Below are 25,145 nucleotides of genomic sequence, written 5' to 3'. Positions count from 1 at the left end.
ACTCCCGGAAGCGCGGTTTAGCCCGCGCTCAGTAATTGGTTAGCGGCGCGCGCGTTTTCATCCACGCTGCCGATCAGTTTCATGTTCATGTCGAAGCCGCGCGCGGTGGCGATCATCTCGACCATCGCCTGTGCCGGGCTGACGTTGCTGCCCTCCAGCGCGCCGCTGGTCAGCCGCAGCGCCGCATCGGCCGGCAGTTCGCCGCTATCCGCGAGAAACAGGCCATCATCGCTGCGGCGCAGGCTGTTGATTGGCGCACTGACCAGTTTGAGCCGGCCTGCCGGCGTCAGCACATTGGCCTGATCGCCCGCGCCGCGGGCGGTGACGGTGCCATCGGCAGCGACGGTCAGCGTGGCCTGCGGCGGCACCGTTAGCGGTCCGCCGTCACCCAGCAGCGCCAGACCGGCAATGCGCAGCTGCCCTTCGCTGTCGACCTCAATGCTGCCGTTGCGGGTGTAGGCTTCGCTGCCGTCCGCACGCTGCACCGCCAGCCAGCCTTCGGCCGGCAGCACCACATCCAGCTCGCGGCCGGTTTGCTGCACCGGCCCCTGCTGGCTGGCATGCCACGGCGTGGTGGCGGTAGCCAGCGTGCGCGTCAGCACACCGTGACCGGTGACCGGCACCGCGCGCGTGGCGCTGAGCTGGGCGCGGAAGCCCGGCGTGCTGCTGTTGGCCAGATTGCCGGCGGTAACCGACTGGCGATCCATGGCGGCACTGGCGGCGCCCATGGCGGTATAAATCGCGCGATCCATAGCCGCCCTTACCGCAGCGTCGAGAGCGTCTGCAGCAGCTCAGACTGGGTTTTGATAGTTTGCGAGTTGGACTGGTAGTTACGCTGGTAGACGATCATGTTGACCATCTCTTTGCCCAAATCGACGTTGGACGCCTCCAGCACGCTGCCGTGCAGCTTGCCGAGGTTGCCGGTACCGGAGAGACCGTTGGTGGCCTGACCCGATTCCGGCGTTGCCGACCAGGTGTTATTGCCCTGCGACGCCAGTCCGCCCGGATTGGTGAAATTCGACAGCACCACCTGACCAATCAGTTGCTGCTGGCCGTTGCTGTAGGAGGCGATGATCTGGCCGTTATCGCCGACGGTGTAGCCATTCTGTTTGCCTGGCTCATAGCCGTCAGTTTTTGCCGGCACCATCGCGGTGTCGCTGGCCTGCTGCGTCATGCCGCTCAGATCCAGTTTGAAGTTGAGCGGATCGCCGCCCTTAAAAGCCGCGCCAATGATGTCCACTTCCGCCGGCGTGCTGGTCAGCTCCCCTGCGCTATTGAACTGCAACGTAGTTTCCTGGAACTCGGGGTTGCCGGGCGCAGAGGTATCGCGGGTTTTCACTGTCCACTGGTTGTCGGCGGTTTTGATGTAATAAACATCCACGGTGTGCTTGTTGCCGAGGCTGTCGTAGGCTTCCACCACGCTGGCGAAGTTGTAGGTGCTGGCATCGCTGGCGTCGAAGTCAGCCAGCACTTTGTTGTCGTCGCTGGAGTTGAGGTTGCCCTGCAGGCTACCGCTGGTGGAGGCTTTGGCCGGCATCTGCGTATCCGGGATCTGGATCGGTCCGAGCGGCGAGCCTGGCTGAATGCTGGGTGGCGTGCCGGTGGCCTGATAGCCAGTCAGGTACAGGCCGTTGTTGGTGATAAAGCCGTCGGCGTCTTTGGTGAACTCACCGTTGCGGCTGTAGAATATTTTGCCCGCGGCATCGGTCAGGCGAAAAAAACCGTTGCCCTGAATGCCCATCGACAGATTGCTGTTGCCCTGGCTGAGAATGCCGTCACCAAAATTCTGGTTGACGCCCAGCACCTGCACGCCCATGCCGACCTGCGAACCGGCAAACACATCGCCGAAGGTGATCGAACCCGATTTAAAGCCGACGGTTTGTGAGTTGGCAATATTGTTGCCGACCACATCCAGCGCCTGCGAGGCGGCATTCAGACCGCTTAAACCCTGAGAAAAGCCCATAATGAATAACTCGTATAATCGCGAAAGAAATTAAAGAATTTGCACGATGTCGCCAATGCCTACCGCGCCATCTTTGCCCAGCTGAATTAATGCGCCGGTCGGAGTAAAAGAAACGCCCTCTACTTTGGCTTTTTTCAGCGACTGAATTTCCGGTGCGTCCCCTTCGGTGGTAGACGCGGAATAGGTCACGCTATATTCGCCGTCAGCCGGCGGAGTCGCGGGCTGGAAGTTGGTTAAATCGTCCAGCGTATATTTATTGACGCCGGCTTTGACATTTTTCAGTTCGGCGGTGTAGGTATTGCCATTGGCATCCTGCAGATTCACTTTTACCGTTTCGGCATCGCTGCCCAGCGCAAAAGCAAAGTCATGATTTGCGTCGTCGCCGAATCCGACGCGGGTGTCACCTTCGATATAGACATCGCGACCGACCCACTCCGCCACATTTAACTGCTGCATGCTGCCCACTAACATGCCAACGCTCTCCAGCGTGCTGTTTAATTTCTCGACGCCGGCGGCGGTATTAAACTGCGCCAGTTGTGAAGTCAGCTGGTTATTATCCATTGGATTAGTGGGATCCTGGTTTTGCATTTGCGCCACCAGCAGCGTCATAAAGCTTTGCGTCAAATCATCCGCGCTGGTGCCGCCGCGCGTACCGTTGACATTGTTATTTCCGTTCATCACCGGATTGACGGCCATCTTCGTTCCTTACTGACCGATAGTCAGGGTTTTTAACAGCAGGGACTTTGCCGAATTCATCACTTCAACGTTGGCCTGATAACTGCGCGAGGCGGCAATACTGTTCACCATTTCATGGACTACGTTGACGTTCGGCATGTGCACGTAACCGGCGTCGTCGGCCAGCGGGTGGTCCGGCTCGTAGTGCAGCCGGTCCGGCGCGCTGTCTTCCAGCACCTCCGTCACCTCCACGCCGCCAGTCTGCTGGCCCGCCTGCGGTTTGACGCGAAACACCACGCTGCGCGCGCGGTAGGCTTCGCCGTCGGGTCCGGCGATACTGTCGGCATTGGCGATATTACTGGCGCTAACGTTAATGCGTTTACTTTGCGCCGACATGGCGGAACCGGTGATATCAAAAATAGAGAAAATTGACATGGAACAAATTATCCTTGCAGCACGCTCATCATTTTTTTAATTTCCCCGTTGAGAAAGGTCAGCGATGACTGATATTTCACATTGTTGTCGGCGAATTGCACGCGTTCACGATCCATGTCTACGGTATTACCGTCGGCACTGGGTTGATCCGGCACGCGGTATAAGAGTCTGGCATCCGGCAGCACGCTGGTCTGCGCGGCAATATGTCCTTTAGCGGTGATCGCCAGCGTCAGGGGGCTGTTATTTACGCTATCCGCCTGTACGCGCGCCTTTAATTGTTGCGTAAAATCAATATCGCGCGCCTGATAGCCAGGCGTATCGGCATTGGCGATATTGCCCGCCAGGATTTGCTGCCGTTGATTGAGTAAACCCAGCGCCTGCTGTTGAAAATGCAGCGCATTACTTAGCTTATCCAGCATCGCTCACCTTTCCGCCGTTAAAAATTGACGCGTGCATTCTAGTGGCGCCGCTAACAATTTTTATACTGCGAAAAAATCGCACAAATATCCGCAATTAGCCGGATAAAATCTTTCGCTGCGCCCGCCCCGCGTGAAGCAGATAATCAACCGCAGAAGTGCGACCATATTCCGCCATTCATTAAGCGGCGGTTGCTTTATACTGGCGTCCTCTTTTTTCAGGTTATTTCGCGATGAATGCGTTTCCTTCACCACCTCTGGCGCTGACGGTGGCGCTGCTGTGCTGCGCCCCGCTGGTTTCAGCGCAAAGCACGCTGGAAAACCAGCTCAGCATCTGGGTGCAGCAGCATCAGCCGATCGCCGCAGACGTGGCGGTACACCAGCAGGTACGGCTGCTGTCGCGCGGTAAGGCGCTGGATACGCTGTGCGCCGCGCCGCAGTTCAGCGCAGCCGGCCAGCCGGCGCGGATGGTGGGTAACCGCACGCTGACCGCACAGTGCGGCAGCCGGCGCTATTTTCTGCAGGTTGAGGTCAGCGCCACCGGCAGCTGGTATGTGGCGCAGCGCACGCTGGCTCCGGGGGAAACGCTGCGCGCGGACGATCTGCGCCGCGTCTCCGGCGATCTCGCCGCGCTGCCGCCCGGCGCGCTGTTACGGCAGCAGGCGCTAATCGGTCAGGTCACGCTGCGCGCGCTGGCTGCGGGACAGGTTCTGACCCAGGGCCAGCTGCGCCGCAGCTGGCGTATACGTCAGGGAGAAGAGGTCGATATCGTGGCGCAGGGCCAGGGCTTTCGCCTGCGCAGCAAAGGCAAGGCGCTGAATAACGCGGCGATCGGCCAGACGCTGGCGGTGAAAACCGCCGCCGGTCAGCGCTTGCAGGGCGTGGTGAGTGCGGACGGAAAAATTTTACTCAGCCTGCCGTAATAAATTTTAGATTTTTTCGTTTGTCCCGATAGAAACAGTAAAGCCGCGAAAAAACAGGACCTATCTATGAGCATTGACAGAACGCAAACCACGTCGCCGGTGCAGAGCATCAGCACGCTGGCCGACCTGCGCACCGCACCGTCAGCGCGCGAGCGTGCCGAACCCCGCAGCGTGCGCAGCAGTGACGATCACGTCAGCCTGAGCAGCTACGCCCGGCAGGCCACCGCAGATGACAGCCGCGATATCAACAGCGCCCGTCTGGATGCGCTGCGTGCCGCGCTGAATGACGGCAGCTATACCCTTGATACCGACCAGATCGCTGCCGCGCTGGTCGATGAAATGTTTAACGGATAAGTACGATGACGACCACCGGGGACACCCTGAGCAGCGTGCTGCAGCAGATGCAGACCGCACTGGCCGAACTGGCGCTGGTATTAAAAGAGGAAGTGGCGCAGCTTAACCGCAGCCAGATCAATCCGGTCTCGCTGCAATTACTCACCGACAGCAAAAGTCAGCTGCTGGCGACGCTACAGCACTATGACGACTGCCGCCGTGCCGGTGAACAGGCTGAGGGTGTCGCGGCGCCTTACGCAACCGACAGCGCGCTGGCGGCGCAGTGGCGCAAGGTGCTTGAACAGGTGCACGCTAACAACCAGCATAACCAGCGTGTCCATCAGCTGCTGGAGATGCACCGCAGCAAAACGCAGCAGCTCAATCAGCTGGTGCAACAGGCCGGTGCCGACCAGCGCCTGTACGGTGCTGCCGGAAGCGCCCCGTCTGATGGCCGCGGCCGGGTATTCAGCTCGCGCGCCTGATAGCCCTTGCTGCATTGACTTCTTTCGTGGCGCAGGTACATTTTACGCCATGAAAACCTTTCTGATTATTGTCCCGGACGGCGGCATGCTGTTCGAGGCGGCGGGTATCGCCGACATCCTGATGCACGCCAACCTGCACCTGCCGGTGGGCGTCGCTGGCGCACGCTATCGTATCAGCATTGCGACCACGCAGCCGCACCAGGTGATCCACGGCCAGTCCGGCCTCAATCTGCTCGCCGATCTCAAACTGGCTGAACTCGATCCGCGCGAACGCTGGGACACCATCATGATTACCGGCCGCGGTGATAACCCCGAAGAACGCAACATGGTGGTGGACTGGATTAAGCTGGCTGCCCCGCAGGCGCGCCGCGTGGTGTCGATTTGCGGGGCGGCAATGCTGCTGGCGGAGGCGGGATTGCTGGATGGCCGGCGCGCCACCAGCCACTGGCGTCTGCTGGACACGCTGCAGGCCAGCTATCCGCGCGTGCAGGTTGAAGGCGGCCCGCTGTATATTCAGGACGGCCCAATCTGGACCTCCGGCGGCGTCAGCTCCGGCTTCGATCTGACGCTGGCGCTGATAGAGGAAGATTTTGGTTTCAGCGTGGCGCGCGACATCGCACAGGATATGGTGATGTATCTGCGTCGTCCCGGCGGCCAGATGCAGTTCAGCCGCTTTCACCTGCAGTCCGTCAGCGAGTCGGGGCCGATTGCTCAGTTGCAGAGCTGGATCGCCGCCCATCTGGCGGAAGACCTGTCGGTGGAGAAACTGGCGGCCCAGGTGGCGATGAGCCCGCGTAACTTTACCCGCGTGTTCAGCCGCGAAACCGGCGTTTCACCGGCGCGCTATGTGGCTGAAGCGCGGCTGGCGGCGGCGCGCGAACGGCTGGAGCAGACGCGCGAGACGCTGGAACGCATCGCCATCGCCACCGGCTTTGGCAGCAGTATCAACCTGCGGCGCAGCTTCGAGCGCCAGCTGCATCTCACGCCCAACGAATATCGCCAGCGCTTTCACAGCCGCAAAATGGCGTAAAGTGATCCTTTTTTGTCGTTTACGCCAGCGCGCCTCCGGCCTAAAGTGACTGCAGTAACTTCACTAAGGAGTCAGTCATGATCAAGGTAGGCATTAACGGTTTTGGCCGTATCGGACGTAACGTATTCCGCGCCGCGCTGGGCAGCAGCGACATCGATATTGTGGCGATTAACGATCTCACCGACAGCAAAACGCTGGCGCATCTGCTGAAGCACGACTCCCTGCTGGGTCGGCTGCCGGCAGAAGTCAGCGCTGGCGACGGCGAGCTGCGCATTGATGGCAAACCAGTGCGGGTGTTCAGCGAGCGCGATCCGGCCAATATTCGCTGGCGTGAAGTGGGCGTGGATATCGTCATCGAAGCCACCGGCTTTTTTACCGAGCGTGACAAGGCCGCGGTGCATATCACGCACGGCGGCGCCAAACGCGTGATCATCTCTGCGCCGGGCAAAAATGATGATTTGACGATTGTGATGGGCGTCAACGACCAGCGCTACGATCCGCAACAGCACTTTGTAGTGAGCAACGGCAGCTGTACCACTAACGGCCTGGCGCCCGCCGCGCAGGTGCTGCATCAGGCGTTTGGTATTGAGCACGGTCTGATGAACACCACCCATGCCTATACCAACAGCCAGGCGCTGCATGACCAGCCAGAGAAAGATCTGCGCGGCGCGCGTGCGGCGGCGCTGTCGATTGTGCCCTACTCCAGCGGCGCAGCTAAAGCGCTCGGCCGGGTGATTCCGGAACTGGAAGGCCGCTTAACCGGTTACTCGCTGCGCGTGCCGGTGCCGGTGGTGTCGGTGGTGGATCTGACGGTGACGCTGAAACGCGACGTGACGGCCGAAGAGGTGAATGACGCCTTTAAAGCCGCTGCTGCTGCGGGTCCGCTGCAGGGTATCCTCGGCTACAGCGATGAGCCGCTGGTCTCCAGCGATTATCAGGGCGATGCGCGCTCATCGATTATCGACGGCTTATCGACGCTGGTGATTGGTGGCAACCTGGTGAAGATCCTTGCCTGGTACGATAACGAATGGGGCTTCTCCAACCGTCTGGTTGACCTCGCACGCCTGATGGCACAGCGCGGTCTGTAACCTCCCCGGCGGCGTGCGCCCGACCTGCGCGCGCCGCGCTAATGCGCCAGATAGAAGATCAGATGCATTCCCGGTGCCTGCTCAATTTGCAGTGAGGTAAAGGTGTATGTCTGCATCCTCCCTTCGACATCAATCAGGGTTTTATTGCCCGCGCCGATTTTCCCCACATCATGGTCATTCCACAGCGTGCGAAACCCAGCACTGCGCGCCAGCAAATCCTCGATCACCACCTCGAATTCCTGCGCCTGATTGCTGGCGGCATAACCGGCGCGAAACGCCGACAGCGTATGGCGCGCCGCCTCTTCCCAGCCATGAATGCGCTGCTGGTAGGCTTCACTGATGAACATTAGCTTGAGCGAGTTGCGATCCGCCGGAGGCAGGGCCGCCCAGTCGACAATCAGCGACTGCGCTGCCGGATTCCAGTAGACAATATCCATGTTGGCGCGGCGCACAAACGCCGGATGTGGGTCCAGCGCATCCACCATCGCCCTCACCTCAGGCGGCAATTCATGACTGAAAGGTTGCGAATGTGCGTTACCAAACACCAGCGCTTCAAGATACTCCTGCTCGGTGACCGAGAGTTGTAGCACTTTGCCGATACGCTGCAGCGCGGCGGGCGAAATACTAATGTCGCGGCCCTGCTCGAGCCAGGTGTACCAGCTGACGCTGACCGCCGCCAGCTGTGCCACTTCTTCGCGCCGCAGTCCGCTGACGCGCCGGTTTTGCCGGCTGAAGCCATAGATCTGCGGATCAATACGCGCGCGCTGGCGGGTAAGGAAGTTTTTCACATCTTCACCACGCGATTTTACGGCCTGGGTATGACCTGTAGTCATAGGATAAACCACCCCATTTTTCACTGACTGATTGACATTTACTATCACCGGACAGAGTAAGGTATCTCAGCGGAGTAAAGCAAAGTATGTCAGCAGATTCAGTTTCCGCCGGACGGCAAGCAGTCCGGCACACCCGGGTGAGCCTGATCACCATGCTCACCGGCATGGTGACCCTGATTGTGGTAATGGGTATCGGCCGCTTTTCACTCACGCCGCAGATCCCGCTGATGATCGCCAACGGTCACCTGACCCTCTCCAGCGCTGGTGTGCTGGCGGCGATGAATTACATCGGCTACCTGCTGGGTGCACTGCACGTGAGCCGGATCACCGCCCATCACGCGCGCTACCTGAAGGCCGGTTTGCTGGCCACCGCGCTGGTGACTCTGCTCTCCGGCTTTAGTCATGCCTGGGTACTGCAGTGCCTGTTCCGTGTGGTGGCGGGTATCGGTGGTGCCTGGGCCCTGATTATCGTCACCTCCTGGACGCAGATGGTGCTGGCACAGCAGCAGGCCCCGCGCATGTCCGCCGCGGTATTTGCCGGCCCGGGAGCCGGCATCACCCTGAGCGGCGTGCTGGCGTGGCTTATCGCCCGGTTACACCTGAATGACGATCGCGCCTGGCAATGCTATGGCTTGGTCGCGCTGGCTGGCGTGCTGCTGGTGTGGCGCGCGCTGCCCGCGTCGCTCCCCGCCCGGCAGCGGGAAAGTGCGTCGGCGGCTCCAGGTCGCTCGGTAAAACGGCTATGGCTGGCCTATACGCTGGCCGGTTTCGGCTACATTTTGCCCGCGACGTTTCTGTCACAAATGGCGCACAGCCTGTTTGCTCAGGGTCAGCTGGCAGCGCTTTTCTGGCCGCTGTTTGGACTTTGCGCAGTGGCTGGTGTGGTGCTGATTATGCTGTTTTCAGCGCGCCTGAATACGCGCCTCTGCCTGGCGTGGGTTATGGTCCTGCAGGGGCTGGGCGTGGCCAGCGGCGTGCTCATCCCGGGCGTGAGCGGGCTGCTGATCTCAACGGTGATGGTCGGGCTGGGGTTTCTTTCGATTATGCAGCTGTCGATGCAGCTGGCGCGCGCCGTCTCCAATATCAGCGTGGCAAAAACCGTGGCGATATTGACGTCAGGCTATGCCACTGGTCAGCTAATCGGGCCGCTGATCTCCGCCGCCAGCGTGCAGATTTTTGCTTCACTGCACCCCGCGCTGCTGCTGGCCGCTGGCGGACTGGTGCTGGGCGGGCTGCTGGTGCTGCGCATCCGCCCGCACTGACGCGCTTACTTCAGTGCCATCGCCTGCTTAAGCGTGAAGAACAGGTCGGTCTGATCGGTCAGGCCGACCACATTCGCCGCGTGCGGACCGTAGGCCGCGATGCGCAACTGGGTGCCGGTGTGCTCCTGGGAATCCTCTTCCGAGTTACCGTAGCTGATGGTCATCACTGCGCCATCTTTGGTGTTGAGCGCCTGAGTCAGACCCGGCGCTTTGGTGCCGTTTTCAACGATCTGGCTGCTGTGCGCGTGATCGGCGGTGACCACCACCAGCGTATCGCCGTGCTCGCGCGCATACGCCAGCGCCACCTGCACCGCCTCATCTAAATCGACGGTTTCACCAATCTGACCGCACGGGTTAGCAGCGTGATCCTGCTTATCAATCGACGCGCCCTCCACCTGCAGGAAGAAGCCATGACTGTTGTGGCTGAGCAGGTCGATGGCTTTTTGCGTCATCTGCGCCAGGGTTGGCATTGATGCCGGGCGGTCTTTGTTGACCTCACAGGTCACCACCGGTTTATCCAGATTGCCATGATAGCTGGCTTTTGGCCCCTGCCAGCGCACCGGCATGTTGCCCTCCGAGAACAGCCCCAGCAGTGGCGTCTGTTGATTCGCCTGCTGTACCGCATTCAGCGCGGCGAGATTATCGACCAGCTGGAATCCCCGTACTTCGGCCTGCTCGCGCAGGGTTTTACCCTGGTAGTCGCCCGCTTTAGCTCGCTCAGCGAAGGATTTGGCGCCGCCGCCCAGCGTGACGTCGGGACGGGTTTGCAGCAGCTGCTCGCTGATCGATCCTTTCCCGCCCTGCTCCAGCGCGTTACCCGGACACAGCTCAGTGGTTTTTTCCGGGCCGTAGCATTTGCGCGAGGTAACGTGCGCCATCAGCGCGGCCGGCGTGGCATCCTGCAGTTCTGCGGTGGAGACGTTGCCGGTGGCTTTGCCGGCTGCTTTGGCCAGCTCAAGCAGCGTGACCTGATCTGTGCCGTTGACATCGACGCCAATCGCGCCGTTATAAGTTTTCGTGCCGGTGGCCCAGGCGGTGGCCGACGCGGCAGAATCCGTTACGTAGTTTGGCTTATGCGTTTTCTTGTCCAGTGAGTAATGGGTGTACTGGCCGGTGAGCGGCAGCGTATCAATACCGGGAAAGAAACCGCCAGCCCCCATTGCCTGATTGCGTGCCGCGGTGATTTCGGAATCGCCCATGCCATCGCCAATCAGCAGGATGACATTCTTCGCCGTGCTATTACTCAATGAGGCTTTCAGCGCCTCGGTCTGGTCGCCGCTCAGGCGACGCGCGCCGCCGTGCTGGGTGATATCGCCGATGGCGGCGCGTTGATAGCTGGCGCTCTCTGCCAGCGCGGACGTGGTGGTGAGTGAAGCCAGCAGAGAGAGCGTGAAAAGAGGTAAGTGTTTCATTTATCAGCATCCTTATCCGTAGATATAACCAAATGTTTCCGCCGACAAGTCTGCGACAGTGCGGTGACACTTTTGTGTCAGTTAAGGAATATTTTGATGACAAAGCCGGCAAAGTGGAGAGGCTTAAGGCAATCTGCGCAGAGGTTAAGCGAATAGAAAAAAAGGAGAAAATAGCCCTTGACCCTTATCGCTGAACTCCCTATAGTAGCGCCCCGTTGACCCAGTGCGGTCAGCAAACAAAATGTGGTGAGGTGTCCGAGTGGCTGAAGGAGCACGCCTGGAAAGTGTGTATACGGCAACGTATCGGGGGTTCGAATCCCCCCCTCACCGCCATCATTCAGAGAAGAGCCTGTACGCAAGTACGGGCTTTTCTCATTTATATTCTCCACGCGTGGGGGGATGAGAATCCCCGATTGGAGGTTCGACAACTGGCGCATGCCAGTTGGACAGCGGAGCCTGCGACGCTGCCCGCAGGGTGAGCGAAGCGAATCAATCCCCCCCTCACCGCCATCATTTATATAAAAGTGCCCAGTTAATAGCTGGGCATTTTTATTTGTATATTCTCCCGACCTGGGGGGATGAGAATCCCCGATTGGGGGTTCGACAACTGGCGCATGCCAGTTGGACAGCGGAGCCTGCGACGCTGCCCGCAGGGTGAGCGAAGCGAATCAATCCCCCCCTCACCGCCATCATTCAGAGAAGAGCCTGTACGCAAGTACGGGCTTTTCTCATTTATATTCTCCACGCGTGGGGGGATGAGAATCCCCGATTGGAGGTTCGACAACTGGCGCATGCCAGTTGGACAGCGGAGCCTGCGACGCTGCCCGCAGGGTGAGCGAAGTGACAAAACGGCAGGATAGCCGTTTTGCATGGCTGCAAGCCACCCGGAGGGCGAGGCACAGGGATGTGCCGAGTGATATCAATCCCCCCCTCACCGCCATCATTTATATAAAAGTGCCCGGTTAACAGCTGGGCATTTTTATTTGTCTGTTCTCCAGGTGCTTTTGTGCCACAGGACGCATAATCGAAAGATCCCCTTTCGCTGCAATATCGCGTGGGCAGCGGACCGTGTACTCTTACCGGAAATTCTGCAGGGTATCCTTTTCATCCACTGATGATGTCGCTGAATTAAGAGGGAATGCGCGATGACCAGACTGAAAAAGCACCGGCCATGTTCCGGCCACTCTTTTCGCTGCTTAATGAGACGGACGAACCATTGCCTGACGGGAGAGCGTTAACATGGCCGTTCAGTCAAACGTATCCCACATTCTTAACGAACTCGCGCACAACGCCCGGCAGATAGACGAGAGCCAGGCGCAGGCATTGATCGCACAAATTCGCAGCGCGAAACACATTTTCCTGCAGGGTGCCGGGCGCAGCGGCATTGCTATCCGCGCGTTCGCTAACCGCCTGTTGCATCTGGGTTTCTCTGTCAGCATGGTGGGTGAAATCTCGTCACCCCACTCCAGACCAGGCGATTTATTGATTATTGGTTCTGGCAGTGGCGAAACCGCGAGCCTGAAAGCACTGGCGCTGAACGCCGTTGAGCGCGGTGTCGATGTGGCGCTGATTACCCTGAAAGCAGATTCAGGCATCGGCAGACTGGCCAAATGCGTGTTGGTATTACCCGGCAACGTTAAAACCGATAACGCACGCAGCGCCGGACGATTCTCGCAGCCAATGGGCTCGGCCTTTGAGCAGCTTTGCTTCATCACCTGTGACGCCATGGTGCTTGAAATCATGCATCAGTGCGGTGAAACCAGCGAGAGCATGTTCAGCCGCCATGCGGACTTCGAATAACAGCATAACGCTTTTCCCGAACGTCGCTGATTTATACGCGGCAAATCTGACACCGAAACCCTGTGTGGTGATACGGTATGGCCGCTGATACGGGTGTGCAGGTTAGATAATTTATTCTGTTTATATTTAAGCGTAATTGATTTCCCTGGTGCCGGAGTCAGTTATTGATGTGGATAAGGCCACGCATGATCGAGGCCGGTTGATGACAGGATGCCTGTGACGGCCAGCCAGGCGATCACCAGCGCGAAGACAATAATTGCTGTAATTTCAATTGATTTAATCCAATGACGCTTAGCCATAAATACCCCTTCTCAGTTCAGGTGTTTGTACACGCTTCACTGAAGATAAGATGTTACCGGTAAAGCGCAAGCGTTGATCACATCATGAAACATAAAGCACAGCTTATTGATTATTTGCGGCGCGAAAATTTGGCATAGCCGTTTGCCCGTCTGCTGGCGTCCTGGTACATCCGGGTTTTTCGTGGGGTGAGTGATGTTATCCTTCAGACGCTGCGTGCACCGGGCTGACCGCATCCGTTGCCGCTAACCCATTTTTGTGACGCACAATATCCGCCATGATTGCCAGCGCGATTTCCGCCGGGGTTTTGCTGCCGATATCCAGCCCAACCGGTGCGTGAATGCGCTGCAACTGCGCCGGCGTCAGCTCCGCAATCGCGCTCAGGCGCGCTTTGCGTTTGGCGCTGTTGCGCTGCGAGCCCATCGCACCGAGATAAAATGCCGGCAGATTGACCGCTTCCATCATGGTGAGATCATCAATACGCGCATCATGCGTCAGCGAGAGGATCGCCGTGGCGGCATGACAGCCCTCGCGTTCCAGATACACTGCCGGAAACTGCTGCACCAGTTTGACATCCGGCGCCAGTTCGGCCGCCATATTGCTCAGCACCTCTTCACGGTGTTCACAGACGATGGTTTCGAATCCCAGCGCCAGCGCGAAGTTGGCACAGTAAACGGCGACGCTGGAGAGTCCGGCAAGGATCAGGCGCGGCGCGGCACTCAGGGTCAGAACGATTTCACCGTCAGTGACATGGGTGCGGGCGCGACGGGTATAAGGCGCCGGTTCGAGGGCGTGACACGGCTGCGGCAGCGTCAGGCGTTTGGTGATAGCTCGCGCGCCGGTCAGCGCATCCTCCAGCTGCTGTAAGTAGCCCAGCGTGGCGGCACCGGCAGGCAACCGTTCGACCAGAATATCCAGTACGCCGCCGCACGGCAGCGCGCGGTCAGGCGTGTCGCCCCCCTCACCGTAGCGCACCAGTTGACTGGCGGCAGAGAACGCCTGCTGCTGAACGCGGGTGATAAAATTCTCCTCGACGCAGCCGCCGGAAAGGGAACCGCTATAGCGCCCATCGGCGCGAATCACCATCATCGCGCCCGGCGGGCGCGGCGATGAGCCGTACGTGCTGAGCACGGTACACAGCCACACCGGCTGCGCTTCCGCCCACTGCTGCGCCATCCTTACCACCTGCACATCAAGAGAGTGCATGACTTTCTCCGCTCATCGTTTCCGCCCTTTTTCTTCCCGTAAGCATAGCAATGAAAAACCCGGCCGCAGCCGGGTTGAGATTAGCTATTTTTTCAAGGTTAACTGTAAGCATGCAGCGTGCGCTGGCACAGTGCCGAGCGGACGCAGTCGTCTTTACCGAAACGCACCACGCCAATCATCTCATCCTCTTCGAAGCGCGCCAGCGCATCGGCAAGGCCAGATTTGACGCTGGCGGGCAGGTCGCATTGGGTAACATCACCGTTGACAATCACGGTGACGTTTTCGCCCAGGCGGGTCAGGAACATCTTCATCTGTGCAGCGGTGACGTTTTGCGCCTCATCCAGAATCACCACCGCATTCTCAAAGGTACGTCCGCGCATATACGCGAAGGGCGCGATCTCTACCTTGGCGATTTCGGGTCGCAGGCAGTACTGCATAAAGGAAGCGCCGAGACGTTTAACCAGAACGTCGTAAACCGGTCGGAAATAAGGGGCGAATTTCTCGGAGATGTCTCCTGGCAGGAAACCGAGATCTTCATCCGCCTGTAAAACCGGGCGCGTCACAATGATCCTTTCGATGTCCTTATTGATCAGGGCCTCGGCTGCTTTCGCAGCGCTGATCCAGGTTTTACCGCAGCCGGCTTCACCGGTCGCGAATATCAGCTGTTTCGTTTCTATGGCGTTAAGATAGTGCGCCTGAGCATCGTTTCTGGCCTCAATTGCTGACCGGTCACGCACATCGCGCGCCATGCCAATTGCATCCAGCCCACCCATCTGCACCAGCGAAGTGACCGATTCTTCTTCACGCTGACGATGACTGCGAGAGTCACTGCGAAGCACTCGGCGGGCTTCACGACGCGCTTTGATCACTGCTTTCTGTCTTCCCATAGTGGCACCTTACAGTTGGTTTCATTTATCGCGGCGGATCACCCGCGGCGATGATTTGAACGCTTTAGAGGTTTTGTTGGCTTCCTTGTAAGCCGTATCGAGCCAGTGAGAAAAGTGTGCAACAACGCCGAAACGCTGCCGCGCACCGGTAAACAACGGAAATGAATTCGAAGGCGATAAAAGAAAGAAGAGAATTATCAGGCGGGAGACGCTCCCCCGCGGCTAACTGCGCTAGCTGACGTGTATTTAACTGTCCGTATGAGGACCGGGCCATGCGCGAACTCCAGTGGACTTAGCCACACAACTGACGACGCTATGACTAAAGTTCATCATATTTCCGCCGATTTGCAACACTATTTTTACTTTATGGCAAAGAAATCCCGATAAGCGGAGCATCGCTCCGGTGTGCTTAAATTAAATTAGTGATGTTATTCAATGGGATGGATAATTCAGGGCTTAACAAACTGTTTCAGAAAATTCGGATGTGGCAGCGTAACAGGGGAAATTTAAGACGGGCTTAACGGCAGCGCCTGCCGCGCCCTGTGGCGGACAAGCGCTGTACATTAATTAATCAGGCCTGCAACAACGGCTGTCCCAGATAATGATTTTTGTCCGCCACGCCGGGCAAAACAAAAAAGTATCCGCCGCCGATGGGACGAATATATTCCTCCAGCGCTTCACCGTTCAGTCGTTTCTGCACGGTAATAAAGCCTTTGCTTAAATCATGCTGATAACAGACGAACAGCAGCCCCATATCCAGCTGCCCTGCCCCGGTAATGCCTGAGGAGTAGCTGTAGCCGCGCCGCAGCATCAGGCTGCTGTCGGTTTGCGGCGTGCGCGGATTGGCGAGCCGGATATGCGCATCCAGCGCGATGATCTGGCCGTCCGGATCGCGGGCATAATCCGGCACGTCGTGCTCATGCTGCATCCCCAGCGGTGCGCCGGACAGCTTCTCACGACCAAAAATGGTTTGCTGCTCGCCCAGCGGCGTGCGATCCCACATCTCGACGTGAAAACGGATGATGCGCACCGCCTGATAGCTGCCGCCGTGCGTCCACGCCGGTTCCTGCTGGTCGGGCGTTACCCACAGCAGCTGGTTCATTAACTGCGCATTGTGGGTATCCGGATTGGCGGTGCCGTCCTTGAAACCCAGCAGGTTGATCGGCGTTTCGCGCCCTTTGCTGCGCGCAGCATGGTCAGCAATAAAGCCGTCGCGCCGCCAGCGCACCGCCAGCAGATCCGGCGTGTGCTTGATGATATCGCGCAGCGCGTGGATCACCGTATCCTGCGTATTGGCGCAGATCTGAATCAGCAGGTCGCCGTGGCACTGCGCGGCGTCGAGCGAATCGTTCGGGAAGCGCGTCATCGCCTGCAGCTGGCTGGGCTTATGCGCCGCCAGCCCGAAACGTTCATCAAACAGCGAACTGCCGACCGACAGCGTCAGCGTCAGGTTATCGGGCGCAATCTCTGCGCCAAGAATGCCGGAGTCGAGCGGCGGCAGCTGCGGATTGGGCACCGCCGGCGCCGGTCCGCCCTGGGTGAGGAAGGCGAAGCGCTGCGTCAGCAGCCGCAGCAGGCGTTCAAGTTCGGCTTTATCACTGGCCAGCACATCAAACGCCACCAGCATCATAGATGCCTGCTGCGGCGTCAGGATGCCGGCCTGATGAGCGCCGTAAAACGGTTGCGCCTGCTGGCGCGCGTCGGGTGCAACCGTGCCGGGTGAAAAACTCTCTGCCGCGCTGGCGGCATGGAACGGACAGCCGCCGCCCAGTGCCGCCGCGCCACCCAACATGCCCAATCCCTGTAACAGACGACGACGCGACGGTTGCGCCGCGTCATTTTTTTTACTCATGATTAATCAAGACCTAAAGTGCCGCGCAGCAGGGAGAGATCTTCCGCCAGCGTGGTGATGGGCCCTTTCAGCGCATTACGGTCGCTGGTGGTGAGCTTTTCATAGGAGGCAAAACCGTCTTTGGTGCGGTACTTGCTGAGGATGCCATCCACTTTCTTAAAGTTCGCGTCCACTTTCGCCAGCAGCTGCGGATTGGCTTTTTGCAGCAGAGGACGCAGCAGATCAACGATTTTCTGTGCGCCGTCGATGTTGGCCTGAAAATCGGACAGATCGGTACGGCTGTAGCGATCTTCCTCACCGGAGATTTTGCTGGACGCCACTTCTTCGATCAGGCCTGCCGCGCCTCCGACCACTTTCGCCGGCGGGAAAGCCAGCTCGCTGACGCGGGTTTGCAGATCCTGCACATCCTTATACAGCTGGTCAGCAAAGGCGTCCGCGCCTTTGGTGGTGTTATCCGCGAACAGCAGTTTTTCCAGCCGGTGGAAACCGGTGAATTTTGGATCTTCGGCTTTTTTCTCGAAGTCATCTTCACGCGCATCGATACTGCCGTCGAGGTCAGAGAACAGTTCGGCAATCGGCTCGATGCGCTCGTAGTGCACGCGCGTCGGCGCATACAGCGCTTTGGCTTTTTCCACGTCACCGGCTTTGATCGCGTCGGTGAAGGCTTTGGTGCCGGCCACCAGCGCGCTCACCTCGCCCATCACGTAGACTTTGTAATCGGCAATCGGCCCGACCAGCTGCAGCACGTCCGGCTTGCCGCTGCTGGCGGTTTTGCTGTCACCGCTGACCACCAGTTTGCCTTTCGGATTGGTGAGCAGGCCGCAGGTCATGTCATATTCGCCCGCTTCCAGGTTAGCGGTGAGCTTCTGGCTGAAGCCCGGCGCGATGTTTTCGCGCTCTTCCACCACCATCACCCCTTTGAGGATTTCCCACTCCAGCGCTTTCTGGCTGTTGTTTTTGATGATGAACTGGGTTTTACCGGCCTGCACGTTGAGCGACATCGGCTCGCACTGTTTATCAGTGACGGTTACCGTGACCTGCGGTACGGCAGCGGCAGAAGCGGCACCGGACAGCGCCAGCATAGAGAGCAACAGCGCCTTGCGGCGGAAGCGAATCGTCATAGTCATATCCCTGTTACATGAAGGTACAGGCGCACGCGCGCCTGCGAAAATTTAGCGCACCGACCGTGCGGCGCTGGGTGCCGGACGCGCCGGGAAGAAAAACAGCAGCAGCGCCGGGATCAGATAAATCAGCCATACCGCGACTTCGCTGACGCTCGGCGCTTCCTGATAACCCAGAATGCCTTCCAGCAGCGTGCCAAAGATCGAATGGGTAGAGAGCGTGTTGCTGAAGTCAAACGCGGTCGCCTGGAAGTGGTTCCAAAGTCCCGCCTCGTGGAAGGCGCGGATCGCCCCCGCCGCCAGTCCGGCCGCCACCAGCAGGATGAACAGGCTGGTCCAGCGGAAGAAGTGCGCCATGTTAAGACGCACGCCGCCGTAGTAAATCAGCATGCCCAGCACGATGGCGGTCGCCAGACCCAGCACCGCGCCAATCGGTGGCGCATAGCCAACATCCTGGGTAAACGCCGCCAGCAGAAAGAACACCGACTCCAGCCCTTCCCGCGCCACGGCGAGGAACACCATCAGCACCAGCGGCAACCCGCTGCCGCCCGGCTTCTGCAGCGCCTGATCGACGGATTTTTCCAGCGTGGCTTTGATATTGCGCGACACCTTGCGCATCCAGAACACCATTGAGGTGAGGATCACCACGGCAATCATCGCCACGATGCCCTCAAACAGTTCCTGCTGTTTCTGCGGGAACTCACCGGTGGTTTCGTTGATAAAAATACCGAGCGCGAGGCACAGCGCCGCAGCGATAAACACGCCGGCCCACATCGCGGGGAACCACTGGCTGCGCTGGGTGCGTTTGAGATAGCTGGCAATCAGGCTGACGATGAGCGCTGCCTCAAGACCTTCGCGCAGCATAATGAGAAAAGGGACGAACATCACCAACCTCTTGAATGTTAAGGAGGGTAAACCTTAGGTAAAAATACGTAAAGTGCGAACGATATCGATTATCATTATCGCGGATGAAAATACAAGTCACCGCGCGAAATTAATTTTGCTTTTGCGGGTCAGGTAGCGATGCGGGAAAGTCAGGGTGGAGTGACAGATTAGGCGATAAATCGCGCGCAGAGGACATGACCCTAACAGTGCGGGGAGCACGGCACTCGCGCTCCCCGCTTTACTCAGGCCAACACCGTTATTTGGTGTTGTATTCCGCTTCGGCAGCTATAAAACGCTGCTGCGCTTCAGCCGACGGTTCGCGACCGGCCAGGCTCACCACGACAATCGCGATGCTGGCAAACAGGAAGCCGGGGATGATTTCATACAGATTGAGCCAGGCGTACTGCTTCCAGATCAGCACTGTGGCGGCACCGATAATCATGCCGGCCAGCGCGCCGTTGCGCGTCATGCGCTTCCAGCACACGCCGAACAGCACCACCGGACCGAATGCAGCACCAAAGCCTGCCCAGGCGTAGCTCACCAGCCCCAGCACGCGGTTCTCCGGGTTGGAGGCCAGCGCAATTGCCACCAGCGCAATCACCAGCACCATTAAACGGCCAACCCACACCAGCTCTTTCTGGCTGGCATTTTTACGCAGAAACCCTTTATACAGATCTTCGGTCAGCGCGCTGGAGCACACCAGCAGCTGACAGCTCAGGGTCGACATCACCGCTGCCAGAATAGCCGACAGCAGAATACCGGCGATCCACGGGTTGAACAGAATGCGTGCCAGCTCGATAAACACGCGCTCGCCGTTTTCGCTTACGCCTGCTGCCTGCTCCGGGTGGTTCTGGAAATAGGCGATACCGAAGAAGCCCACCGCAACGGCACCGGCCAGGCACAGGATCATCCAGGCCATGCCGATGCGGCGCGCGGTGCGGATTGAACGGTGCGAATCTGCTGCCATGAAGCGCGCCAGAATATGCGGCTGACCGAAGTAGCCCAGACCCCAGCCGAGCAGCGAAATCACCGCCACGAAATTCAGGCCCTTCAGCATGTCGAGGTTTTCCAGGCTTTTGGCTTCAATCACCGCCAGCGAGTCATCCAGTCCGCCGACGGCGATAATCACAATCACCGGCGTCAGGATCAGCGCAAAAATCATCAGGCTGGCCTGCACGGTATCGGTCCAGCTCACCGCCAGGAAACCGCCCACCAGCGTATAAAGAATGGTTGCCGCCGCGCCAGCCCACAGCGCAGTTTCATAACTCATGCCGAAGGTGCTTTCAAACAGGCGCGCGCCGGCAACCACGCCAGATGCGCAGTAAATGGTGAAGAAAATCAGGATGACCAGTGCGGAGATGACGCGCAGAATTTTGCTGTGGTCTTCGAAGCGGCTGGTGAAAAAGTCTGGCAGGGTTAACGCGTTATTGTGATGCTCGGTCTGCACGCGCAGGCGACCCGCAACAATTTTCCAGTTCAGCCAGGCGCCAATCGTCAGGCCGATGGCAATCCAGCTCTCAGAAATGCCGGAGAGAAAAATCGCGCCCGGCAGTCCCATCAGCAGCCAGCCGCTCATGTCCGACGCACCGGCTGACAGCGCGGTCACCACGCTGCCGAGGCTGCGGCCGCCCAGAATATAGTCGTCGAAGTTTTTGGTTGAGCGGTAAGCGATAAAACCAATCAACACCATCCCGAGGATGTAAATGATAAATGTCACCAGCATCGGTGTACTTACTGTCATCTGTCTCTCCACTTATTATTTGATCTCTTAAGAGAAATCTTTTTCCTGCGTTACCGGAACGGGATAACGTCAGGGCTTTACCGCATCCAGAGAAAGCGATTTCTCATAAGGCGCGGTATCCTGCCGCAAAGGTGCGACGCGCACAATGCATTTAACACAGCTGTTACCTGGGTTTCACCTGACTTTGCATTTTTCATGCTCACAGGTTGCGCCTGTTCACACTTTAAGTTGCACCTGATGCAAGCCAGGACGCGTCCTGTTGCGGTGGGTTGCAACGTTGGCGAGTTTCTTGCAGCAAGTTCTGTGCCGCTTTTGCTGCGTTAACATGAAAGTCGGTTAAAAACGTGCAACCCGGGTCACATTTAACACGGTTGCACAAAGTTGCAACATGGGTGATAGTGCAGCCCACGCTGAAGTTGATTCACATTCTGAGGACGAGGACATCATGGGAACCACCACCATGGGGGTGAAGCTGGATGAAGCCACCCGCGATCGCATTAAACTGGCGGCGCAAAAGATTGACCGCACGCCGCACTGGCTGATTAAGCAGGCAATTTTTAACTATCTCGGTCAGCTGGAAGCGGGAGAAACGCTGGCGGAGATTCCGCTGCAGCTGAATGATGCCGCGGACGATGAGCGCGCGCCGGAAGAGAGCTTCCAGCCTTTCCTCGACTTCGCAGAACACATTTTGCCGCAGTCGGTCAGCCGCTCGGCTATCACCGCCGCGTGGCGTCGTCCGGAGACCGATGCGGTGCCAATGCTGCTGGAGCAGGCGCGTCTCCCTTCCCCGCTGGCGGAGAAAACCCACCAGCTGGCATACAGCCTGGCGGATAAGCTAAGGCACCAAAAAGGGGCAACCGGACGCGCCGGCATGGTGCAAAGCCTGCTGCAGGAGTTCTCGCTTTCGTCTCAGGAAGGCGTGGCGCTGATGTGTCTGGCGGAAGCGCTGCTGCGTATTCCTGACAAGCCCACCCGCGATGCGCTGATCCGCGATAAAATCAGTAACGGCAACTGGCAATCCCACCTCGGCCGCAGCCCGTCGATGTTCGTTAACGCCGCCACCTGGGGCCTGCTGTTTACCGGTCGTCTGGTCTCTACGCACAACGAAGCTAACCTGTCGAAGTCGCTGAACCGCATCATCGGCAAGAGCGGTGAACCACTGGTGCGCAAAGGCGTTGATATGGCGATGCGCCTGATGGGCGAGCAGTTCGTCACCGGCGAAACCATCGCTGAAGCGCTGGCTAACGCACGCAAACTCGAAGAGAAAGGCTTCCGCTACTCTTACGACATGCTGGGTGAAGCGGCACTCACCGCCAGCGATGCCAAAGCCTATCTGGTCTCCTATCAGCAGGCGATTCACGCGATTGGTAAAGCCTCCAACGGGCGCGGCATTTATGAAGGTCCGGGCATCTCCATCAAGCTGTCGGCGCTGCATCCGCGCTACAGCCGCGCGCAGTATGAGCGGGTGATGGAAGAGCTCTACCCAATCCTGAAATCGCTGACGCTGCTGGCGCGCTCGTATGACATCGGCATCAACATCGATGCCGAAGAAGCGGATCGCCTGGAGCTGTCGCTCGATCTGCTGGAGAAACTGTGCTTTGAGCCGGAGCTGGAAGGCTGGAACGGCATTGGTTTCGTGATTCAGGCGTACCAGAAGCGCTGCCCGTTTGTGATCGATGCGCTGGTGGATCTGGCGCAGCGCAGCCGCCGTCGTTTGATGATCCGTCTGGTGAAAGGGGCTTACTGGGATAGCGAAATCAAACGTGCGCAGATGGAAGGCCTCGAAGGCTATCCGGTTTATACGCGCAAGGTGTACACCGACATCTCCTACCTCGCCTGCGCGCGCAAGCTGCTGGCGGTGCCTAACCTGATTTATCCGCAGTTTGCCACCCACAACGCCCACACGCTGGCGGCGATCTACCAGCTGGCGGGCAACAACTACTATCCTGGCCAGTACGAATTCCAGTGCCTGCACGGCATGGGCGAACCGCTGTACGAGCAGGTGGTGGGCAAAGTGGCCGACGGCAAGCTGAACCGGCCGTGCCGGATTTATGCGCCGGTCGGTACCCACGAAACCCTGCTGGCTTATCTGGTACGTCGCCTGCTGGAAAACGGTGCCAACACCTCGTTCGTTAACCGCATCGCTGACAATACGCTGCCGATTGACGAACTGGTGGCCGACCCGGTGGCTGCGGTGGAGAAAATGGGGGCGGTGGAAGGCGCAATTGGCCTGCCGCATCCGAAGATTCCACTACCGCGCGATCTGTATGGCGACAAGCGTGTCAACTCCGCCGGTCTGGATCTGGCCAACGAACACCGCCTGGCGTCGCTGTCCAGCGCCCTGCTCTCCAGCGCCAGCCAGTCTTGGCAGGCTCAGCCGATGATCGACGGCGAACTGAGTGCCGGCAGCAGCCGTCCGGTGATCAACCCGGCTACGCCAGCGGATATCGTCGGCAGCGTGCGGGAAGCTACCACTGAAGAGGTCTCCTGTGCGCTGGATGCCGCAGTGAATGCCGGGCCAATCTGGTTCGCCACGCCGCCGCAGGAGCGCGCCGCGATCCTTGAGCGTGCCGCACAGGCGATGGAAGACCAGATGCAGCAGCTGATCGGTTTGCTGGTGCGCGAAGCAGGTAAAACCTACAACAACGCCATCGCCGAAGTGCGTGAAGCGGTCGACTTCCTCTATTACTACGCCGGCATGGTGCGCGACGATTTCGATAACGAAACCCATCGCCCGCTGGGTCCGGTAGTGTGCATCAGCCCGTGGAACTTCCCGCTGGCGATCTTCACCGGCCAGATAGCTGCCGCGCTGGCCGCCGGCAACAGCGTGCTGGCGAAACCGGCCGAGCAGACGCCGCTGATTGCCGCGCAGGCGGTGCAGATCATGCTGGATGCCGGCGTACCGGCTGGCGTGCTGCAGCTGCTGCCAGGCCAGGGCGAAACGGTGGGTGCCCAGCTGACCGGCGACGAGCGCGTGCGCGGCGTGATGTTCACCGGCTCGACGGCGGTCGCAACCCTGCTGCAGCGCAACCTCGCCGGCCGCCTCGATCCGCAGGGTCGTCCGACGCCGCTGATCGCCGAAACCGGCGGCATGAACGCCATGATCGTCGACTCATCGGCGCTGACCGAACAGGTGGTGGTGGATATCGTCGCCTCGGCGTTTGACAGCGCCGGTCAGCGCTGCTCGGCGCTGCGTCTGCTGTGCGTGCAGGAAGATGTGGCCGACCACACGCTGAAGATGCTGCGTGGTGCCATGGCCGAATGCCGCATGGGCAATCCGGAGCGCCTGTCAACCGACGTCGGTCCGGTGATCGACGCTGAAGCCAAAGCCAACATCGAGCGCCATATCCAGGCGATGCGTAATAAAGGCTTCAAAGTGTATCAGGCGGTGCAGGAGCATGCGCAGGACAGCAAAGAGTGGCACAGCGGCACCTTTATCAAACCGACGCTGATTGAGCTCGATCAGGTGAGCGATCTGGATAAAGAGGTGTTCGGTCCGGTGCTGCACGTGGTGCGCTTTGCACGCAACAACCTGCCGCAGCTGATTGAGCAGATCAACGCTTCGGGCTATGGCCTGACGCTTGGCGTGCATACCCGTATCGACGAAACCATTGCGCAGGTGACGGCCGGGGCCAAAGTCGGCAACTTGTACGTGAACCGCAACATGGTGGGCGCGGTGGTCGGCGTGCAGCCGTTCGGCGGCGAAGGCCTGTCCGGCACCGGTCCGAAAGCCGGCGGCCCGCTCTATCTCTACCGCCTGCTGGCCAATCGTCCGGACGGTGCGCTGCGCATCACCTTTGATCGTCAGGATGCGGAGCGTCCGGTGGACAGCAGCGTGCGCGCCACGCTGATGAGCGCGCACCAGGCATTGCAGAGCTGGGCACAGGATAAGCCGGAACTGCTGGCGCTGTGTCAGCGCTACGACGCGCTGGCGCAGGCCGGAACCGTGCGTCTGCTGCCGGGCCCGACCGGCGAGCGCAACACCTTTACGCTGCTGCCGCGCGATCGGGTGCTGTGTATCGCAGATAATCAGCAGGATGCGCTGATTCAGCTGGCGGCGGTCACCAGCGTCGGTAGCCAGGCACTGTGGCAGGATGACGAGCTGCACCGGACGCTGCGCCAGTCGCTGCCGGCCGCGGTGCATGCGCGCATCACGCTGGCGAAAGATGTGCTGACGGCAGAGTTTGATGCGGTGATCTATCACGGCGATGCCGATCAGCTGCGCAGCCTGTGCGAACAGATTGCCGCCCGCGAAGGCGCGATTGTGTCCGTGCAGGGCTTTGCCCGCGGCGAGACCAATCTGCTGCTGGAACGTCTGCTGATTGAGCGCTCGCTGAGCGTCAATACCGCCGCCGCTGGCGGCAACGCCAGCCTGATGACTATCGGTTAAGTAAAGCAGGATCGCCATGGATGGCGTAATAGGGATCGGTGAAGGACACCGCAAGTTGCAATAAGGCCGTAGCGGCGCGATTCATTGTGCGATGAATCGCGCCGCTACGAAACG

22 protein-coding genes, 1 tRNA gene and 1 other RNA gene are annotated in these 25,145 nt (G+C 59.2%); 10 read left to right on the top strand and 14 right to left on the bottom strand.

Translation table 11 applies throughout. The features are described 5' to 3' along the window. Positions 1-17: 17 nt before the first annotated feature. The 5 genes from AC6I79_RS08215 to flgB are packed head-to-tail and all read right to left on the bottom strand — an operon-like array spanning position 18 to position 3,492. Positions 18-752, bottom strand: coding sequence for a flagellar basal body rod protein FlgF (locus AC6I79_RS08215; protein ID WP_058757441.1), 735 nt, complete (start codon positions 750-752; stop codon positions 18-20). A gap of 8 nt (positions 753-760) precedes the next feature. Beyond that, a complete protein-coding gene (flgE, locus tag AC6I79_RS08210; protein ID WP_498002467.1) occupies positions 761-1,963 on the bottom strand; it encodes a flagellar hook protein FlgE in 1,203 nt (400 codons plus the stop codon). Between the two features lie 30 nt (positions 1,964-1,993). Continuing rightward, entirely contained in the window at positions 1,994-2,659 is a 666-nt protein-coding gene (locus tag AC6I79_RS08205) for a flagellar hook assembly protein FlgD (RefSeq protein WP_058757439.1), read from the bottom strand. A gap of 9 nt (positions 2,660-2,668) precedes the next feature. After that, positions 2,669-3,073 (bottom strand): flagellar basal body rod protein FlgC, encoded by a 405-nt coding sequence (flgC, locus tag AC6I79_RS08200; RefSeq protein WP_058757438.1) that lies wholly within the window; start codon positions 3,071-3,073, stop codon positions 2,669-2,671. A gap of 8 nt (positions 3,074-3,081) precedes the next feature. Then, the gene (flgB, locus tag AC6I79_RS08195; RefSeq protein ID WP_132462288.1) at positions 3,082-3,492 is read right to left on the bottom strand and encodes a flagellar basal body rod protein FlgB; all 411 of its coding nucleotides are present in this window, start codon (positions 3,490-3,492) and stop codon (positions 3,082-3,084) included. 230 nt (positions 3,493-3,722) lie between these two features. Between flgB and flgA the strand changes: the two genes are divergently transcribed. The 5 genes from flgA (at position 3,723) to gap (ending at position 7,345) form a co-directional block, all read left to right on the top strand. After that, positions 3,723-4,412: a flagellar basal body P-ring formation chaperone FlgA gene (gene flgA, locus AC6I79_RS08190; protein WP_498002464.1), complete on the top strand. Its 690-nt coding sequence runs from the start codon at positions 3,723-3,725 to the stop codon at positions 4,410-4,412. A 66-nt stretch (positions 4,413-4,478) separates the two neighbouring features. Next, positions 4,479-4,766 carry a flagellar biosynthesis anti-sigma factor FlgM gene (flgM, locus tag AC6I79_RS08185; protein WP_058757435.1) on the top strand — a complete coding sequence of 96 codons (288 nt, stop codon included), beginning with the start codon at positions 4,479-4,481 and terminating at the stop codon, positions 4,764-4,766. A gap of 5 nt (positions 4,767-4,771) precedes the next feature. Continuing rightward, positions 4,772-5,227 carry a flagella synthesis protein FlgN gene (locus AC6I79_RS08180; protein WP_088517760.1) on the top strand — a complete coding sequence of 152 codons (456 nt, stop codon included), beginning with the start codon at positions 4,772-4,774 and terminating at the stop codon, positions 5,225-5,227. A gap of 49 nt (positions 5,228-5,276) precedes the next feature. Further along, positions 5,277-6,257 (top strand): GlxA family transcriptional regulator, encoded by a 981-nt coding sequence (locus AC6I79_RS08175; protein ID WP_104188888.1) that lies wholly within the window; start codon positions 5,277-5,279, stop codon positions 6,255-6,257. A gap of 77 nt (positions 6,258-6,334) precedes the next feature. Continuing rightward, positions 6,335-7,345 carry a type I glyceraldehyde-3-phosphate dehydrogenase gene (gene gap / locus AC6I79_RS08170; RefSeq protein WP_021509920.1) on the top strand — a complete coding sequence of 337 codons (1,011 nt, stop codon included), beginning with the start codon at positions 6,335-6,337 and terminating at the stop codon, positions 7,343-7,345. Between the two features lie 38 nt (positions 7,346-7,383). Here gap and AC6I79_RS08165 read toward each other — a convergent pair whose 3' ends face one another. Further along, entirely contained in the window at positions 7,384-8,178 is a 795-nt protein-coding gene (locus AC6I79_RS08165; RefSeq protein ID WP_058757432.1) for a helix-turn-helix transcriptional regulator, read from the bottom strand. An 86-nt stretch (positions 8,179-8,264) separates the two neighbouring features. On the opposite strand from AC6I79_RS08165, the gene AC6I79_RS08160 reads away from it, so the two are divergent. Then, complete coding sequence (locus tag AC6I79_RS08160) at positions 8,265-9,440, top strand: YbfB/YjiJ family MFS transporter (protein ID WP_498027681.1); 1,176 nt, start codon at positions 8,265-8,267, stop codon at positions 9,438-9,440. A 5-nt stretch (positions 9,441-9,445) separates the two neighbouring features. On the opposite strand, the gene phoA is transcribed toward AC6I79_RS08160, so the two are convergent. After that, complete coding sequence (gene phoA / locus AC6I79_RS08155; protein WP_264443174.1) at positions 9,446-10,852, bottom strand: alkaline phosphatase; 1,407 nt, start codon at positions 10,850-10,852, stop codon at positions 9,446-9,448. A gap of 245 nt (positions 10,853-11,097) precedes the next feature. Between phoA and AC6I79_RS08150 the strand changes: the two genes are divergently transcribed. The 3 genes from AC6I79_RS08150 to hxlB all read left to right on the top strand — a co-directional run bounded on the left by AC6I79_RS08150 (position 11,098) and on the right by hxlB (position 12,652). Beyond that, a tRNA-Ser gene (locus tag AC6I79_RS08150) sits at positions 11,098-11,185 on the top strand. Between the two features lie 45 nt (positions 11,186-11,230). After that, a non-coding RNA gene (locus AC6I79_RS08145) (RtT sRNA) lies at positions 11,231-11,362 on the top strand. Between the two features lie 729 nt (positions 11,363-12,091). Further along, positions 12,092-12,652 carry a 6-phospho-3-hexuloisomerase gene (gene hxlB / locus AC6I79_RS08140; RefSeq protein ID WP_125310822.1) on the top strand — a complete coding sequence of 187 codons (561 nt, stop codon included), beginning with the start codon at positions 12,092-12,094 and terminating at the stop codon, positions 12,650-12,652. Between the two features lie 161 nt (positions 12,653-12,813). Here hxlB and AC6I79_RS08135 read toward each other — a convergent pair whose 3' ends face one another. From AC6I79_RS08135 to putP, 7 genes are all read right to left on the bottom strand, one after another. After that, positions 12,814-12,951, bottom strand: a complete 138-nt coding sequence (locus tag AC6I79_RS08135) for a hypothetical protein (protein ID WP_021509915.1) — start codon at positions 12,949-12,951, stop codon at positions 12,814-12,816. 196 nt (positions 12,952-13,147) lie between these two features. Next, positions 13,148-14,155: an XdhC family protein gene (locus tag AC6I79_RS08130; RefSeq protein ID WP_166711606.1), complete on the bottom strand. Its 1,008-nt coding sequence runs from the start codon at positions 14,153-14,155 to the stop codon at positions 13,148-13,150. Between the two features lie 98 nt (positions 14,156-14,253). Further along, a complete protein-coding gene (gene phoH, locus AC6I79_RS08125) occupies positions 14,254-15,042 on the bottom strand; it encodes a phosphate starvation-inducible protein PhoH (RefSeq protein WP_125310820.1) in 789 nt (262 codons plus the stop codon). Positions 15,043-15,613: 571 nt separating this feature from the next. Further along, a complete protein-coding gene (gene efeB, locus AC6I79_RS08120) occupies positions 15,614-16,894 on the bottom strand; it encodes an iron uptake transporter deferrochelatase/peroxidase subunit (protein ID WP_498002457.1) in 1,281 nt (426 codons plus the stop codon). Positions 16,895-16,896: 2 nt separating this feature from the next. Continuing rightward, positions 16,897-18,015 (bottom strand): iron uptake system protein EfeO, encoded by a 1,119-nt coding sequence (gene efeO, locus AC6I79_RS08115; RefSeq protein WP_498002455.1) that lies wholly within the window; start codon positions 18,013-18,015, stop codon positions 16,897-16,899. Between the two features lie 51 nt (positions 18,016-18,066). Then, positions 18,067-18,900, bottom strand: coding sequence for an iron uptake transporter permease EfeU (gene efeU, locus AC6I79_RS08110; RefSeq protein ID WP_159378082.1), 834 nt, complete (start codon positions 18,898-18,900; stop codon positions 18,067-18,069). Positions 18,901-19,156: 256 nt separating this feature from the next. After that, positions 19,157-20,641 carry a sodium/proline symporter PutP gene (gene putP / locus AC6I79_RS08105; protein WP_215787688.1) on the bottom strand — a complete coding sequence of 495 codons (1,485 nt, stop codon included), beginning with the start codon at positions 20,639-20,641 and terminating at the stop codon, positions 19,157-19,159. A 445-nt stretch (positions 20,642-21,086) separates the two neighbouring features. Between putP and putA the strand changes: the two genes are divergently transcribed. Beyond that, complete coding sequence (putA, locus tag AC6I79_RS08100; protein ID WP_498027680.1) at positions 21,087-25,031, top strand: trifunctional transcriptional regulator/proline dehydrogenase/L-glutamate gamma-semialdehyde dehydrogenase; 3,945 nt, start codon at positions 21,087-21,089, stop codon at positions 25,029-25,031. Positions 25,032-25,145: the final 114 nt, after the last annotated feature.

The sequence above is a fragment of the gamma proteobacterium symbiont of Scutellera amethystina genome, assembly GCF_059730845.1.
Note: the sequence above shows the minus strand (reverse complement) of the source record. Positions and strands in the feature narration are given on the sequence as shown.

Excerpts from the sequence above, each read along its gene's own strand:
- AC6I79_RS08175 (WP_104188888.1), top strand. The coding sequence starts at position 5,277 with ATGAAAACCTTTCTGATTATTGTCCCGGACGGCGGCATGCTGTTCGAG.
- AC6I79_RS08180 (WP_088517760.1), top strand. The coding sequence starts at position 4,772 with ATGACGACCACCGGGGACACCCTGAGCAGCGTGCTGCAGCAGATGCAG.
- AC6I79_RS08215 (WP_058757441.1), bottom strand. The coding sequence starts at position 752 with ATGGATCGCGCGATTTATACCGCCATGGGCGCCGCCAGTGCCGCCATG.
- efeU (WP_159378082.1), bottom strand. The coding sequence starts at position 18,900 with ATGTTCGTCCCTTTTCTCATTATGCTGCGCGAAGGTCTTGAGGCAGCG.
- flgC (WP_058757438.1), bottom strand. The coding sequence starts at position 3,073 with ATGTCAATTTTCTCTATTTTTGATATCACCGGTTCCGCCATGTCGGCG.
- phoH (WP_125310820.1), bottom strand. The coding sequence starts at position 15,042 with ATGGGAAGACAGAAAGCAGTGATCAAAGCGCGTCGTGAAGCCCGCCGA.
- gap (WP_021509920.1), top strand. The coding sequence starts at position 6,335 with ATGATCAAGGTAGGCATTAACGGTTTTGGCCGTATCGGACGTAACGTA.
- putP (WP_215787688.1), bottom strand. The coding sequence starts at position 20,641 with ATGACAGTAAGTACACCGATGCTGGTGACATTTATCATTTACATCCTC.
- flgM (WP_058757435.1), top strand. The coding sequence starts at position 4,479 with ATGAGCATTGACAGAACGCAAACCACGTCGCCGGTGCAGAGCATCAGC.
- AC6I79_RS08160 (WP_498027681.1), top strand. The coding sequence starts at position 8,265 with ATGTCAGCAGATTCAGTTTCCGCCGGACGGCAAGCAGTCCGGCACACC.
- AC6I79_RS08165 (WP_058757432.1), bottom strand. The coding sequence starts at position 8,178 with ATGACTACAGGTCATACCCAGGCCGTAAAATCGCGTGGTGAAGATGTG.
- flgE (WP_498002467.1), bottom strand. The coding sequence starts at position 1,963 with ATGGGCTTTTCTCAGGGTTTAAGCGGTCTGAATGCCGCCTCGCAGGCG.
- hxlB (WP_125310822.1), top strand. The coding sequence starts at position 12,092 with ATGGCCGTTCAGTCAAACGTATCCCACATTCTTAACGAACTCGCGCAC.
- efeO (WP_498002455.1), bottom strand. The coding sequence starts at position 18,015 with ATGACGATTCGCTTCCGCCGCAAGGCGCTGTTGCTCTCTATGCTGGCG.
- flgB (WP_132462288.1), bottom strand. The coding sequence starts at position 3,492 with ATGCTGGATAAGCTAAGTAATGCGCTGCATTTTCAACAGCAGGCGCTG.
- AC6I79_RS08130 (WP_166711606.1), bottom strand. The coding sequence starts at position 14,155 with ATGCACTCTCTTGATGTGCAGGTGGTAAGGATGGCGCAGCAGTGGGCG.
- flgA (WP_498002464.1), top strand. The coding sequence starts at position 3,723 with ATGAATGCGTTTCCTTCACCACCTCTGGCGCTGACGGTGGCGCTGCTG.
- AC6I79_RS08135 (WP_021509915.1), bottom strand. The coding sequence starts at position 12,951 with ATGGCTAAGCGTCATTGGATTAAATCAATTGAAATTACAGCAATTATT.
- putA (WP_498027680.1), top strand. The coding sequence starts at position 21,087 with ATGGGAACCACCACCATGGGGGTGAAGCTGGATGAAGCCACCCGCGAT.
- efeB (WP_498002457.1), bottom strand. The coding sequence starts at position 16,894 with ATGAGTAAAAAAAATGACGCGGCGCAACCGTCGCGTCGTCGTCTGTTA.
- AC6I79_RS08205 (WP_058757439.1), bottom strand. The coding sequence starts at position 2,659 with ATGGCCGTCAATCCGGTGATGAACGGAAATAACAATGTCAACGGTACG.
- phoA (WP_264443174.1), bottom strand. The coding sequence starts at position 10,852 with ATGAAACACTTACCTCTTTTCACGCTCTCTCTGCTGGCTTCACTCACC.